Raw genomic sequence first — 13,697 nt, 5'->3', positions numbered from 1 at the left:
AACCCCTGTCGGCCGGTGCCGCGTGTTTACCCACGCGACACCGGCCGCACCTATGCTTCCTGGCGCGGTCACCCCGCGTCCGCCTCGATCGGAGACCCTCATGACCATCACCACCCTGACCCCAGAATTCTTTGGCATCGTGTCCGGTTCGCCGGTCGATCTGGCCCTGCGCGTGGGGATCGGCGCGTTCCTCGGTGCGGCCATCGGCTTCGAACGGCAGTGGCGTGCCCGCACCGCCGGGGTGCGCACCAACGCCCTGGTGAGCCTCGGAGCCGCCCTGTTTGTGGTGATGGGGGCGTTTAGCTTCAACGGCCCCGATGCCGATCCCACCCGGGTGGCCGCCCAGATCGTCTCGGGCATCGGTTTCCTCGGTGCCGGCGTGATCATGAAGCAGGGGGCCACGATCTCCGGGCTCAACACCGCGGCGACCCTCTGGGCCTCGGCGGCGGTGGGCGCGCTCGCCGGGGGCGGGCTCTACCTGGTGGCGCTCGGGGGAGCGGCGGCGATCATGCTGGCCAACACCCTGCTGCGTCCGCTCGGGCGTGCCCTCGATCGTCGCCGCGGCGAGGAGGGCCGCGAGCACCCGGCCGCCGAGTACCGGTTCGAGGTGTACTGCCCGGTGGATGCCGAGGGCGCGGTGCGCTCGCTCGTGTTCGATGCGGTTCACCGTCCGGAGTTCACCGTGCTCTCGATCGACGCGCTGGACCTGCCCGATGACAAGGGGGTGCGCATCACCGCGATGATCCGCTCGGATGAGCGCAACGACCGCGAAATCGAGGAGGCCATCGCCGAGGTAATCCGTACACCCGCGGTGACCGCCGTGCGCTGGAGCGCCGAGGAGATGGCCGAGACCGATTAGGCGTGCGCCCCGTCACGACCGGGAAAACACACGCGGGGTGTGTCCTCAGGACACACCCCGCGTGGTGGTTACCGCGAACCGTTCGGACTAGCCGAGGGTGGTTCCGGTGCGACGACGCCTATTCCAGAACAGGAGTCCGGCACCCGCCAATAGGAACACACTCAGCACCGCCGAGAACAGCGGGACTCCGCCGGCACCGGTGAGCGACAGGATGCCGCCCGGGTCCTTGGGGAGCTTCGCTACCGCGAGCGTGGCCGTGGCCTTGGCCGAGAGCGCGGTCCCGGTCGGGTCGGTCCCCGATGCCGTCGCCACATTGACCACGGTGGTGCCACGGTTGGCATCGGTGATCGAATAGGCGGCGGTGGCGGTGACGGTCTGACCCGGCAGCAGCGTGCCCGCGGTTCCCGGCCAGACGTAGCTGAGCGTACCCAGCGCGGTCATCGGGTCACTCACGGTGACCTTCTTCAGCGTCACGTTTCCGGTGTTCTTCAGCGTGAACGCGTAGTTGATCTTCGACCCATCGGACGAGAGCGTCGCGGTCTTGGCAAAGACCACGGTCCGCTGTGCGGGAAGCAGCAGGGTCACGCTGGCGGAGGACTCCGCCGTGGCCTTGCCCGCGGTTTTCGAGCGAGCCGTGATGGTGTTGACGATCTTGCCCGCATCCACGTGATCCTGGGTCAGCGCGATCCTTGCCCGCGCATTCACCGAGGCACCCGGGGCCAGGACTCCGGCCGAGGCCGGGTCCGCCGTGTTGTCGAACTCGAAGTCACCGAGACCGGTGAGATCCGAGGTCAGCTCGGTTTCGGTGAGCGTGGTGGCACCGGTGTTGGTGATGACGGTGTCATAGGCCGCGGTGCTGCCCTCCGCCGGGTCACCCTCAAGGGTGCCGGTTGCGGCCAGATCAACCGTGGTCACCGGGGTGAGCACGATGGTGGCCGTGGTGGTTGCGGTCCGCTCGGTGCCGCGCGGGTCGGTACCGGTCACGGTGAACGGATCGGAGGTCAGCGAGCCCGCATCCACCTGCTTCTGCGTCAGCTGTGTGACGAAGGTGACCGTGGCCTGCTCGCCGGGCTTCAGCACACCGGGGCTGGCCGGGGTGGGCCAGGTGATGGTGTGCGGAACCGAAGCCCAGGACGATGCCGGGTCCAGAACCACGCCGGTCAGCGTGTTGCCACCGGTGTTGGTGAACGCAACCTTGTACTCCACATCCTCACCTGCGGCGGCGACTCCCGAGGGAACGCTGCCGGCGGCGGTGATGTCGAGGGCACCGGTTGAGGACAGGGCCACATCCACCGAGGCGGCGGCCCGAACCGTGGTTCCGGCCGGGTTCTTGGCCGTTGCCGAGCTGGCGTTGGTCACGATACCCGCATCGATCTGCTGCTGAGTCAGCGCCAGGGTCGCGGTCGCGGTGACCGTTTCTCCCGGGGCCAGCACGCCCGTCTTACCGGGCCAGGTTCCCGGCGTGATGGCCGAGATTCCGGGCAGCTCCGAGGCGATGTCGAGATCCGTCAGCGTCTGATTGCCGTTGTTGGTGACCGCGTAGCCATACGAGACCGCGTCTCCGGGCTTCTGATCGCCCGCGGCAACCGAACCGCGCAGGGTCATCCCCAGCGCCGAGGTACCCGAGAGCAGAACCGTGGCCGAGGCCTTCTCGGTGACGTTCTTTCCCCCGGGGCTGGTGCCCGAGGCGACGGCGGTGTTGAGCACCGATCCGGCATCGATATCGGCCTGGGTGATCGGGTAGGTGGCACTCGCCGAGAGGGAGGCTCCCACCGGGATGGTTCCCGGTCTGGCCGGATCCGGCCAGGCCTCGACGCGCGGGGCGCTGACACCCGGGAGCGCATCATCGATGGTCACCTGAGAAACGTCGACCGAGCCGGTGTTGGTCAGGGTGAAGGTGTACTCGATCGGGTTCCCCGCGGCGATGGTGGCCGGAGCCGCACCCGACTTGGTGAAGGAGAGCGTCGGAGTCTGCGACTGGAAGCCGAAATCGGCATCCGCCACGGTGTTTCCGATGATCACCGGGATCGGGTCGGAGATGGGCTCACCGATGCCGCTGGTGAAGGCCCAGTCCTCGCCCGCGGGAAGCGTCGAGGTGTCTACGCCCATCCGGTAGCTGGCGGTTGCCAGGCCGGTGACCCGGTAGGAACCGTTGGCATCGGTCTGCACCGTGCGTGGCGTTCCGTCGGCACCGAGGATCGGGGCACCCGTGGCATCCAGCAGGTTTACCCGGACATCGGCGAGGCCGGGCTCTCCGGCGGTGCGCGTTCCGTCGCCGTTCTGGTCGTTCCAGACGCTTCCGGTGATGCCGGTGTCGGCGACCTTTACCTCGCTCGGGGTACCTCCGGCGAGCTTGGTCTCAAACGCCGCATTGCCGAGGTTGGTGACCCCGTTTGCGCCGAGGCGAATGCTGTCACCGGCACGAGACTGCGGGGCATCGAGGCGTACATCGAGGCTTCCGGTGCCGTCGGTGCCCACGGTCAGGGTGTCCACCGATACGCGCAGCGCGGTGGCCTGGGTGATCTGTTCCGAGGTTGCCTGGTCATAGGGTGTCCAGGCGACCTTGTCGGCGGGGGCGTCGGACTGATTGGTCCCACGGATGCTTGCATCGGTGGTGAGTTCCAGTACCGACCCGGTTCCCGCATGCGCGTTGAGGGTTGCATCGGACAGCGAGAGCGGTCCATTGACCCGGGTTCCACTCTGATCGCCGTTGGTGGGGAGCACGGCGATGAAGCTCGCGGCGCCCGCGGGGCCGGGCTGATAGTTGAGCCACGAGAGACGGAACTCCGCCTCATCCCCGGGCGCGATGACCGGGGCGCTGTTGCTCACTTCATACTGGGCGATCGCCGGAGCGTTGCCCCACATGTCGAGGTAGGCGATGGCCGCGGTGTAACCGTAGCTGGCATTCTGGCCCAGGCCGTCACCCCAGAAACCGGTGTGTAGACGGAACGCGCCGCCGCCGTTCTTGGTGGGAATGATCGAGGTTTCGATATCCACGGTGAAGGCGGGGATGGGCTGATCGGCACGCATGTCAAACTTCGGGGTGACAATCAGACCACCCTTATTGGAGGTCATCCCGGGCACGGTCTCGCACTTATTCTCGGGGAAGTAGGTAACGTTCCAGAGCTTGGTATCGATCTCCTTGGCCGAGTATCCCACGGTGTTCTCGGGGAAACAGACCTCAATCTTGGCGTTCTTGATGATCGCGTTGGTGTCGTTCAGGCCCTGAGCCAGGTAGCGGTTCGCCGGCGCGATGGTATAGCGCACGGTTTCGCCGGCGACGATGTTGCGTCGGTCGGGGCTTGCGGGCTTCCCATCGAGGTTAAACCCGGTGGCACCCAGGGTGATGTACGCGTCGGCGAGGCGAACATAGAGCTGACGGACGACGTTGCGGCCGTAGTACACGCTGTCGCTGCCATCGGCGTTGCGGGTCGACACGTTGACCACACCCGCATGACGTACGGTGGCATCGTCCAGGGTGCTGCCCAGCTCGGCCAGCGCCCGGGTGAGCTTCAACGGCACAAACATCTGAATCGTGAAGTTCTTGTAGTTGTCGGTCTGGGCGGGGGCATAGACGCCGTTGTTCCCGATCCATTCGAACCGGACACCGGCCACGTCACTGAGCTTGCCCTGATAGGCAGAACGCTCGGTCCAGCTCAGCCCCGCCGGGTTTCCCGGGCGGTTGGGATCGGCCACCACATCGGTGGTGTACGAGAGCCGGTAGTCGGTGCCCTCCACCAGGTCGCCGAGGGCGGTGTTCACCTGGATTTTTGCGGGATCGCGGAACTCGGTGTCCGCGGGATTCCAGAGCGTATAGAGGTTGATCGCGCTATCGGCCGAGGCCTGCCACTTGTCGGTGCTCCCCGCGGGACGCGATGCACGTGGGCGGTAGGAGGTCCGGGACTTATAGTCCAGGCCCGGCAGCGTGCGCAGGTCGTTCAGAGCCTGGCTGCCATCGGGGGAGAACAGGTCGTGAGCCCAGTCCTGGGCGACACTCTCGTCCCCACCGGGACGTCCGTCGGTGTGGAAGAACTGCACCGATCGCTTGGTGGAACCCACACCGGTGATGTCGGTGATGGTGTTGCCGGCCGCGTCTTTCCAGGTGCCCGTTGCGGTGGGCGCCACGGTGAGGAGCAGCGGCTTCTGATCCTTGTCGTTGAGGTTCGGGGCCAGGCGGCGCGGGATATACACGTAGGTGTGGATATCGAAGCGGTTGATGCTTTTCCCGGCGGCATCGAGGCGAATGTTCATGGTGCGCGGATTGCTGCCGGACACCGTGGTGGTTGAGGTGCCGTTCTCGTCCAGATACTTATCGAATCCGAACGGTCCGTTCCAGGGCTGACCGTCAATCGAGAGGGTGAGCGGGGTGGTGATGTTGAGGTTGTCACCCATCTGAAGCGGGCGATCGCCCAGCCCGGTCGCTCCGACGACGCGGAATGCCAGGTGGTTACGCAGCGCCTTTTCGGGACCGTTACCGAAATCAAATTCGGCGTCCGAACCACCGGCACCGCTCACGGCACCGTTGTAGTCCATCACGATGTAGGCGCGGGACTGGGCGACCACGTCGAGGGTCTTGACCTTGCTGGTGGTGGGGGCAACCCGGGTTCCGGTGGCATCGGTAATGCTCAGCTCCGGGGTATAGCGCTTGCTCTCGGGCTGCTCGGCGCGATCGGTCACGATCGCACGCAGTCGCGGGAATACCACGTTCAGTGCACCGTTGGCCCCGTTGCCGCCGCTGAGGTTCAGGGTCAGCGTGCGGTTGGCCTCGGAAAGTTCGTAGGTGGAGGTGTATCCTCCGACGCCGGTGGGGTTGTCCAGCCCGGCGGATTTGAATGACGTGGCGTCCCAGGCCCAGTTCGGCGGGAGGGTCTGCGTCATGGTGCCGTTCTCAAGCTCGTGCAGGTTTACCCGCCACGTCAGCGAGACGCCATTGCGCAGTGCGACCTTGCCATCGTCGATCGCGTCGTCCCCGGGGACGGGAGAGGTGCCATCGTCATCGATCGTGAGCGCGGCATCGGTAAAGGTGCCGGCCGGCGTGCCTGCAGCCTGGGCGGCCCCGGCGTCGAGGGCGATAATGCTGCCGACCGCGAGGAGGGTCGAGAGTGTTGCGGCGAGGAGGCGGGGTGTGCGTTTACGCAAACCCGGCGAGGGGTCATCAGTGTGGAGATTTATGGGGTTGGTCATGCGGGAAAAAATAACAATTTTCCGTCCCCCGAAATAGGGGTTGGCGCGGATTGTATGACGGCCGTTCGTAGATAACAAATGGGCAATTGATCAGGGTTTTCCCGAAGTCCGGATTGACCGGGTGTGCGGCGCGTGGATGCTGTCGCTAAAACGGTGGCGGGATGGCGGAATCGGGGGAGCGACGAGCCAATTTTCCGGAAAGTAATCAGGTCGGCTGGTGTAGGGGCGGTGAATCGGATGTTCGAACCCCCTGGTGTCGCGAGCGAACGCGGGTTACGCTCGCCGTATGGATCGGACGCTGGAGGACCGGGTGGCCGCCGCCGTGCGCTCCTGGGGTCGCTGGGTTCCGCGCTGGCAGCCCGGGGATTCGCGTGCGCGCACCCGGCCGTGTCGCCTGTGCCTCGGCTCCCCGCTGCTGCGGCAGGCCGGGCTCGATGCCGACGTGCCCCACGCGGTGGGACATGCGCTCGCCACGCGGTTGAAACGCATCACCGATGCCGAGGTGGCATCGTATACGGATCGCAACCTGCCCACCCTCTCCGCCGAGCTGAGCCACGCCGAGGATCGCGCCCGGGTTGCCTATCGGCCGCAGGAGGGCCTGGATCCCGAGTTTGAAGGTCTGCCGCTGGATCCCGAGCCCGAACCGGGCGCACCCTTTCTCTTCACGATCGAGGGCCTCGCCCGCCAGAGTGCCCGCGACATGCCCGCGCCTCCTCCGTTGAGCGAGGAGGCTAAGGCCGCCCTGCGCACCGAGATCCGCCTGGCCGATGAGTGCGGGCAGCACGCAACCGCGCTGATCTCCCGTGTTCTCGAGGGTCATCGCCAGGAGATCCGTGGGGTGCTTGCCCGTTATGTAGAGCCTCAGATCCAGGCGCTCCTGGCGGACCTTCAGCGTGAGCTTGATTTCCCTCCGCTCTCGGGCTGACCGTATCCGCGGAGGCGGTCCGGACAACTCGGGCGTGTCCCCTGTCGCATGGTGGCGGGTGTTCGGGCGGAATTACGCGCGAAACCCCGTTTGACCGCAGCCTTCGGAGGGCATAAGATTGGTGGGTGTGCGTTTTGGCGTGCCTGCTCGAAAAAATCCCCGGATTTTGAGGGAATTTACGTCGTCATGTCACACACCCGGGTGCATCTGTTTCGATAGATGACCCCCACGGCATACCCACGGTTTTCGGTCCGGCCATCTTGGCGGACTGGTGGGTCATATGAGACCGGGCCGAGCAATCGGAACGGACGAACATGTAGATACCGCCTCGGGACTCGTCTCGGAGTGGTCAATGCTAAAAACATGTCATTGCTGTCACCGTGCAGCACAAACAAGGAGAAGTAGTGCCAACTATTCAGCAGTTGGTCCGGAAGGGGCGTACGCCGAAGGTCACCAAGACCAAGGCTCCCGCTCTGAAGGCCAATCCCCAGCAGCGTGGTGTTTGCACCCGTGTGTACACCACCACCCCGAAGAAGCCGAACTCGGCGATGCGTAAGGTCGCTCGTGTGAAGCTCTCCAACGGCACCGAGGTCACCGCCTACATTCCCGGCGAGGGCCACAACCTGCAGGAGCACTCGATGGTGCTCGTGCGCGGCGGTCGTGTGAAGGACCTCCCCGGTGTGCGTTACAAGATCGTTCGCGGCGCTCTCGACACTCAGGCAGTGAAGAACCGCAAGCAGGCTCGTAGCCGCTACGGCGCCAAGAAGGAGAAGAAGTAATGCCTCGTAAGGGACCCGCTCCGAAGCGCCCCGTCGTTGCCGATCCGGTATACGGCGCTCCGATCGTCAGCCAGCTCGTAAACAAGATCCTCGTCGATGGTAAGAAGTCCCTCGCCGAGCGCATCGTGTACGACGCACTGGCTGCCGTTTCCGCCAAGAACGGCCAGGACGCCGTTGTGACCCTGAAGAAGGCGCTCGACAACGTGCGCCCGACTCTTGAGGTTCGCAGCCGTCGTGTTGGTGGTTCGACCTACCAGGTGCCGGTTGAGGTTAAGCCTCACCGTGCCAACACTCTCGCACTGCGCTGGCTCGTGTCCTACGCCAAGGGCCGCCGCGAGAAGACGATCATCGAGCGTCTCACCAACGAGATTCTGGATGCATCGAATGGTCTGGGCGCCGCTGTGAAGCGTCGTGAAGACACCCACAAGATGGCCGAGTCGAACCGGGCATTCGCTCACTACCGCTGGTAGCGAGAGTTCCATTCGCGGGCGGGCAGGATTTTTTCCTGTCCGCCCGTGGATGGGCCCGAGTTCGGCTTCCCGACCTACTAAATATCGGAGGAACCCGTGGCACTTGACGTGCTCACCGACCTGAACAAGGTCCGCAACATTGGCATCATGGCGCACATCGATGCCGGTAAGACCACTACGACCGAGCGCATCCTTTTCTACACCGGTGTGAACCACAAGATCGGTGAGACCCACGACGGCGGTGCCACCACCGACTGGATGGAGCAGGAGCAGGAGCGCGGCATCACGATCACGTCTGCCGCCGTGACCTGTTTCTGGAACAAGAACCAGATCAACATCATCGACACCCCCGGTCACGTTGACTTCACCGTTGAGGTAGAGCGTTCGCTCCGCGTCCTCGACGGCGCCGTCGCCGTGTTCGACGGCAAGGAGGGCGTTGAGCCCCAGTCCGAGACCGTGTGGCGTCAGGCTGACAAGTACAACGTTCCGCGTATCTGCTTCGTCAACAAGATGGACAAGCTGGGTGCTGACTTCTACTTCACCGTAGACACCATCGTCAACCGCCTGGGTGCCAAGCCGCTGGTTATCCAGCTGCCCATCGGCTCCGAGAGCGAGTTCGAGGGTGTTGTTGACCTCGTCGAGATGAACGCTAAGACCTGGCGCGGAGACGCAAAGGGTGACGTTCAGATGGGCGCCAAGTACGCCACCGAGGAGATCCCCGAGGACCTCAAGGAGAAGGCTGCGGAATACCGCACCGCTCTGCTGGAGACCGTCGCCGAGACCGACGACGCCCTCATGGAGAAGTACTTCGGCGGCGAAGAGCTGACCATCGCCGAGATCAAGGGCGCGATCCGTAAGCTCACCGTTAACTCGGAGATCTACCCGGTTCTGTGTGGCTCGGCCTTCAAGAACCGTGGTGTGCAGCCGATGCTGGACGCCGTTGTTGACTACCTCCCCTCGCCGCTGGACGTTGGAGCCATCGAGGCTCGCGACGTGCGCGACGAAGAGGTCATCATCGAGCGCAAGCCCGACGCTTCGGAGCCCTTCGCGGCTCTGGCCTTCAAGGTTGCCGTGCACCCCTTCTTCGGTCGTCTGACCTACGTACGTGTCTACTCGGGTTCGGCTGAATCCGGTGAGGGCATCTACAACGCCACCAAGGGCAAGAAGGAGCGCATCGGAAAGATCTTCCAGATGCAGGCCAACAAGGAGCTCCCCGTTGACCGCGTTACCGCCGGTCACATCTACGCCGTGATCGGTCTGAAGGACACCACCACCGGTGACACCCTGACCGACCCGAACAACCAGGTTGTTCTGGAGTCGATGACCTTCCCCGAGCCCGTCATTGAGGTTGCTATTGAGCCCAAGACCAAGGCCGACCAGGAGAAGCTCGGTACCGCTATCCAGAAACTGGCTGAAGAGGACCCGACCTTCCGGGTTGAGCTCAACCAGGAGACCGGTCAGACCGTCATCAAGGGTATGGGTGAGCTTCACCTGGACATCCTCGTTGACCGTATGAAGCGCGAGTTCAAGGTTGAGGCCAACGTGGGTAAGCCCCAGGTTGCCTTCCGTGAGACCATCCGTCGCACGGTTGACAAGCACGACTACACCCACAAGAAGCAGACCGGTGGATCCGGTCAGTTCGCGAAGATCCAGTTCGGCATCGAGCCGATCGAGGTCACCGAGGACACCATCTACGAGTTCGACAACAAGGTCACCGGTGGCCGTATTCCGCGTGAGTACATCCCCTCGGTTGACGCCGGATTCAAGGATGCGCTTCAGGTTGGTGTGCTCGCCGGCTACCCCGTCGTGGGTGTCAAGGCGAACCTGCTTGACGGTGCTGCGCACGACGTCGACTCCTCGGAGATGGCGTTCAAGATTGCGGGCTCGATGGGTATGAAGGAGGCTCTGCGCAAGGCGAACCCCGTCCTGCTCGAGCCGCTCATGGCCGTTGAGGTCCGTACCCCCGAAGAGTACATGGGTGACGTTATTGGTGACCTGAACTCTCGTCGTGGACAGATTTCTTCGATGGAGGACGCCTCCGGTGTGAAGGTTATTCGCGCCGCTGTTCCGCTTTCGGAGATGTTCGGATACGTCGGTGACCTGCGCTCGAAGACCTCGGGTCGCGCCGTCTACTCGATGACTTTCGAAAGCTATGCTGAGGTCCCCAAGGCTGTTGCCGAGGAGATCATTCAGAAGAACCAGGGCGAATAGCCCCTGCGCTGCCTGGCGCGTCGTCGCTGACCTACGCTACATTTGCGACGACGCGCCGGGACACCGGCGAAACCTAGTAACATATATTGACAATCCCTGTGGTGTGCCGCGTGCAATCCAGCGCGTGAACACATTGCACAAGTCCTGAGGAGGACCCAGTGGCTAAGGCCAAGTTCGAGCGGACCAAGCCGCACGTAAACATCGGAACCATCGGTCACGTTGACCACGGTAAGACCACCCTTACCGCGGCCATCTCGAAGGTTCTGGCTGACACCTACCCGTCGGCAACCAACGTTCAGCGCGACTTCGCTACCATCGACTCCGCTCCCGAGGAGCGTCAGCGTGGTATCACGATCAACATCTCCCACGTGGAGTACGAGACCGAGAAGCGTCACTACGCACACGTTGACGCCCCGGGTCACGCCGACTACATCAAGAACATGATCACCGGTGCCGCTCAGATGGATGGCGCAATCCTCGTGGTTGCCGCTACCGACGGTCCGATGGCTCAGACCCGTGAGCACGTTCTGCTCGCCAAGCAGGTTGGTGTTCCCTACCTGCTCGTCGCACTGAACAAGTCCGACATGGTTGAGGACGAGGAGATCCTGGAGCTCGTTGAGCTCGAGGTTCGCGAGCTGCTCTCCAGCCAGAGCTTCGATGGCGACGACGCTCCGGTCGTGCGCGTTTCGGCTCTGAAGGCCCTCGAGGGCGACGAGAAGTGGGTCGGCCAGATCCTCGAGCTCATGAAGGCTGTTGACGAGAACATTCCGGACCCGGTTCGTGACCGCGACAAGCCCTTCCTGATGCCCGTTGAGGACGTCTTCACCATCACCGGTCGTGGAACCGTTGTGACCGGCCGCGCCGAGCGTGGAACCCTCGCCATCAACTCCGAGGTTGAGATCGTTGGACTGCGTCCGACCGTCAAGACCACCGTGACTGGTATCGAGATGTTCCACAAGCAGCTCGACGAGGCATGGGCCGGCGAGAACTGTGGTCTGCTGCTCCGCGGTACCAAGCGCGAAGACGTAGAGCGCGGTCAGGTTATCGTGAAGCCGGGTTCGGTTACCCCGCACACCAACTTCGAGGGCACCGCCTACATCCTGTCCAAGGATGAGGGTGGCCGTCACAACCCGTTCTACGCGAACTACCGCCCGCAGTTCTACTTCCGCACCACCGACGTGACCGGCGTCATCACCCTCCCCGAGGGTGTCGAGCTGGTTCTCCCCGGTGACACCGTGGACATGACCGTTGAGCTGATCCAGCCCATCGCCATGGAAGAGGGCCTCGGCTTCGCAATCCGTGAGGGTGGCCGCACCGTTGGTGCTGGTACCGTCACCTCGATCACCAAGTAATTTCGGTTACTTTCTGATCTAGCGACTAGCTAAACAAAACCCCCGCAGACTTCGGTCTGCGGGGGTTTTGTGATTCTCGCCCCGAACGGGGGCCACGGGGAAGGTTGTGCGGGTTTCGGGTGCGCGCGAGAATAATCGCACGCCGCCACTTTCGCGGCTGCTCGCGAATAAAAGGGGAAGTGCAATGGGACTGGATGATCTGGTGAACAAGGCCAAGGGCCTCGTTGGCGACAACGCGGCGGCGATTAACGATGCGATCCACAGCGAAAAGGCCGAGGAGATCAGTGACAAGGTGCTGGATGGTGCCTCGGATCTGGCCAATAAGGTCACCGGCGGCAAGTTTGCCGACCAGGTGCAGTCGGCCCGCGACGCCGCGGATAAGGCGATCGGTAACGAGTAGCGTTACCGCCCAAACCACCGAATTCGGGGTTCGATGCGAAGGCATCGGGCCCCGAATTTTTGTGTTCGGGAGAGGCCACGGAGGGGGTATTTGCATCCCGGGCGTGTTGTCAGGGCGGGCGCCCCGTTTTGCCGCATGAAATCAAGGCAGACAATCCGACACGCGCGGGTTGCATAAAGTGCCCGTCTCTGCCAGAATCGAGAGGTTCGACTTTTTCTTGGGGCACAGCTGTGTCCGGGGAAATAACCGGCCGATCGTGTCTGTGGATTGTGAGTAATCATACGCCGCGGGCCACGTCCGGGTAGACACAACATAATCTCCACTCCTCGAACAGGTGGCACCTCGGTGCCGGCCGAAAATCAGGGGTGGGGAACCCATCGTCGGAACCGGGAAACCGAAGCCGCGCGGTAGGTCACGTTGATAGCGAAATAGTGGTGCGACACCTAGGAGTACCCCACGGGGGAGCTGCAAAGCTCTAGCCGTGATGAAGCGCGTCCAATGCGGGAGACCGTAAGACGCAAGACAGAATGAGAGTCACTAATGGCGGGACAGAAGATCCGCATTCGACTTAAGTCGTATGACCACGAGGTCATCGACTCCTCGGCACGCAAGATCGTTGACACGGTCACCCGTGCCGGCGCAACCGTAGTTGGCCCCGTGCCGCTGCCGACCGAGAAGAACGTGGTTTGTGTAATCCGTTCTCCCCACAAGTACAAGGACAGCCGGGAGCACTTTGAAATGCGCACCCACAAGCGTCTGATTGACATTGTCGACCCGACCCCCAAGGCCGTTGATTCGCTGATGCGTCTCGACCTGCCGGCGGACGTCAACATCGAGATCAAGCTGTAGGGGCAATCATGGTTACGCAGAACAAGACCGTTAAGGGTCTGCTCGGCACCAAGCTCGGCATGACTCAGGTGTGGGACGAGAACAACAAGCTCGTACCCGTTACCGTTATCGAAATCGCTCCGAACGTTGTCACTCAGGTGCGCAACCTCGAGGTAGATGGATACGCTGCCGTGCAGATCGCTGCCGGTCAGATCGACCCGCGCAAGGTGAACAAGCCCGACGCAGGTCACTTCGAGAAGGCCGGGGTTACCCCGCGCCGTCACCTCACCGAGGTGCGCACCGCTGACGCCGCTGAGTACGCTCTCGGTCAGGAGCTCACCGTTGAGGCAACCTTCGAGGCCGGCCAGAAGGTCGACGTCGTTGGAACCTCTAAGGGTAAGGGTTTCGCCGGTGTGATGAAGCGCCACGGCTTCGGCGGCGCTCCGGCATCGCACGGTGCCCACCGCAACCACCGTAAGCCCGGTTCGATCGGTGGCGCGTCCACCCCGGGTCGCGTTTTCAAGGGCCAGCGCATGGCCGGCCGGATGGGTGGTGAGCGTGTTACGGTTCTGAACCTGCACGTCCACGCCATCGACGCCGAGAAGGGTCTCCTGCTCGTTAAGGGCGCGGTTCCCGGTGCGCGTGGTCGTCTCGTATTCGTCCGCACCGCCGTGAAGGGAGCCTAATTT

Annotated in this window: 10 protein-coding genes; 9 read left to right on the top strand and 1 reads right to left on the bottom strand. The window is 63.4% G+C overall.

The genetic code is table 11. The annotated features are described in order from the left end of the window. Positions 1-100 precede the first annotated feature (100 nt). Positions 101-859 carry an MgtC/SapB family protein gene (locus M2390_RS14165; protein ID WP_187977418.1) on the top strand — a complete coding sequence of 253 codons (759 nt, stop codon included), beginning with the start codon at positions 101-103 and terminating at the stop codon, positions 857-859. A gap of 87 nt (positions 860-946) precedes the next feature. On the opposite strand, the gene M2390_RS14160 is transcribed toward M2390_RS14165, so the two are convergent. Continuing rightward, complete coding sequence (locus tag M2390_RS14160; RefSeq protein WP_259179649.1) at positions 947-6,043, bottom strand: SdrD B-like domain-containing protein; 5,097 nt, start codon at positions 6,041-6,043, stop codon at positions 947-949. A gap of 286 nt (positions 6,044-6,329) precedes the next feature. On the opposite strand from M2390_RS14160, the gene M2390_RS14155 reads away from it, so the two are divergent. The 8 genes from M2390_RS14155 to rplC all read left to right on the top strand — a co-directional run bounded on the left by M2390_RS14155 (position 6,330) and on the right by rplC (position 13,694). Further along, positions 6,330-6,968, top strand: coding sequence for a spermidine/putrescine ABC transporter substrate-binding protein (locus M2390_RS14155; protein WP_259179648.1), 639 nt, complete (start codon positions 6,330-6,332; stop codon positions 6,966-6,968). A gap of 404 nt (positions 6,969-7,372) precedes the next feature. Next, positions 7,373-7,747: a 30S ribosomal protein S12 gene (rpsL, locus tag M2390_RS14150; RefSeq protein WP_030147978.1), complete on the top strand. Its 375-nt coding sequence runs from the start codon at positions 7,373-7,375 to the stop codon at positions 7,745-7,747. Further along, entirely contained in the window at positions 7,747-8,217 is a 471-nt protein-coding gene (rpsG, locus tag M2390_RS14145) for a 30S ribosomal protein S7 (RefSeq protein WP_030147979.1), read from the top strand. Before rpsL ends, rpsG begins: the two co-directional genes overlap by 1 nt. A 96-nt stretch (positions 8,218-8,313) precedes the next feature. Beyond that, positions 8,314-10,428 (top strand): elongation factor G, encoded by a 2,115-nt coding sequence (gene fusA, locus M2390_RS14140; protein WP_030147980.1) that lies wholly within the window; start codon positions 8,314-8,316, stop codon positions 10,426-10,428. A 158-nt stretch (positions 10,429-10,586) separates the two neighbouring features. Then, positions 10,587-11,780: an elongation factor Tu gene (gene tuf, locus M2390_RS14135; protein WP_030147981.1), complete on the top strand. Its 1,194-nt coding sequence runs from the start codon at positions 10,587-10,589 to the stop codon at positions 11,778-11,780. A 184-nt stretch (positions 11,781-11,964) separates the two neighbouring features. Further along, positions 11,965-12,180, top strand: coding sequence for an antitoxin (locus M2390_RS14130; protein ID WP_259179646.1), 216 nt, complete (start codon positions 11,965-11,967; stop codon positions 12,178-12,180). Between the two features lie 540 nt (positions 12,181-12,720). Beyond that, entirely contained in the window at positions 12,721-13,029 is a 309-nt protein-coding gene (gene rpsJ / locus M2390_RS14125; protein ID WP_030147986.1) for a 30S ribosomal protein S10, read from the top strand. An 8-nt stretch (positions 13,030-13,037) separates the two neighbouring features. Then, positions 13,038-13,694 (top strand): 50S ribosomal protein L3, encoded by a 657-nt coding sequence (gene rplC, locus M2390_RS14120; RefSeq protein ID WP_030147987.1) that lies wholly within the window; start codon positions 13,038-13,040, stop codon positions 13,692-13,694. Positions 13,695-13,697: the final 3 nt, after the last annotated feature.

Origin of the sequence: Mycetocola sp. BIGb0189 (genome assembly GCF_024810155.1) — a bacterium.
Classification (GTDB): domain Bacteria; phylum Actinomycetota; class Actinomycetes; order Actinomycetales; family Microbacteriaceae; genus Mycetocola; species Mycetocola lacteus.
The sequence above is the reverse complement of the archived record's forward strand: the minus strand, read 5'-3'. Positions and strand labels throughout refer to the sequence as shown.

What these genes read in the sequence shown, in the direction of transcription:
- M2390_RS14130 (WP_259179646.1), top strand. Translation starts at nt 11,965, where the DNA reads ATGGGACTGGATGATCTGGTGAACAAGGCCAAGGGCCTCGTTGGCGAC.
- rpsG (WP_030147979.1), top strand. Translation starts at nt 7,747, where the DNA reads ATGCCTCGTAAGGGACCCGCTCCGAAGCGCCCCGTCGTTGCCGATCCG.
- rplC (WP_030147987.1), top strand. Translation starts at nt 13,038, where the DNA reads ATGGTTACGCAGAACAAGACCGTTAAGGGTCTGCTCGGCACCAAGCTC.
- rpsJ (WP_030147986.1), top strand. Translation starts at nt 12,721, where the DNA reads ATGGCGGGACAGAAGATCCGCATTCGACTTAAGTCGTATGACCACGAG.
- M2390_RS14165 (WP_187977418.1), top strand. Translation starts at nt 101, where the DNA reads ATGACCATCACCACCCTGACCCCAGAATTCTTTGGCATCGTGTCCGGT.
- M2390_RS14160 (WP_259179649.1), bottom strand. Translation starts at nt 6,043, where the DNA reads ATGACCAACCCCATAAATCTCCACACTGATGACCCCTCGCCGGGTTTG.
- M2390_RS14155 (WP_259179648.1), top strand. Translation starts at nt 6,330, where the DNA reads ATGGATCGGACGCTGGAGGACCGGGTGGCCGCCGCCGTGCGCTCCTGG.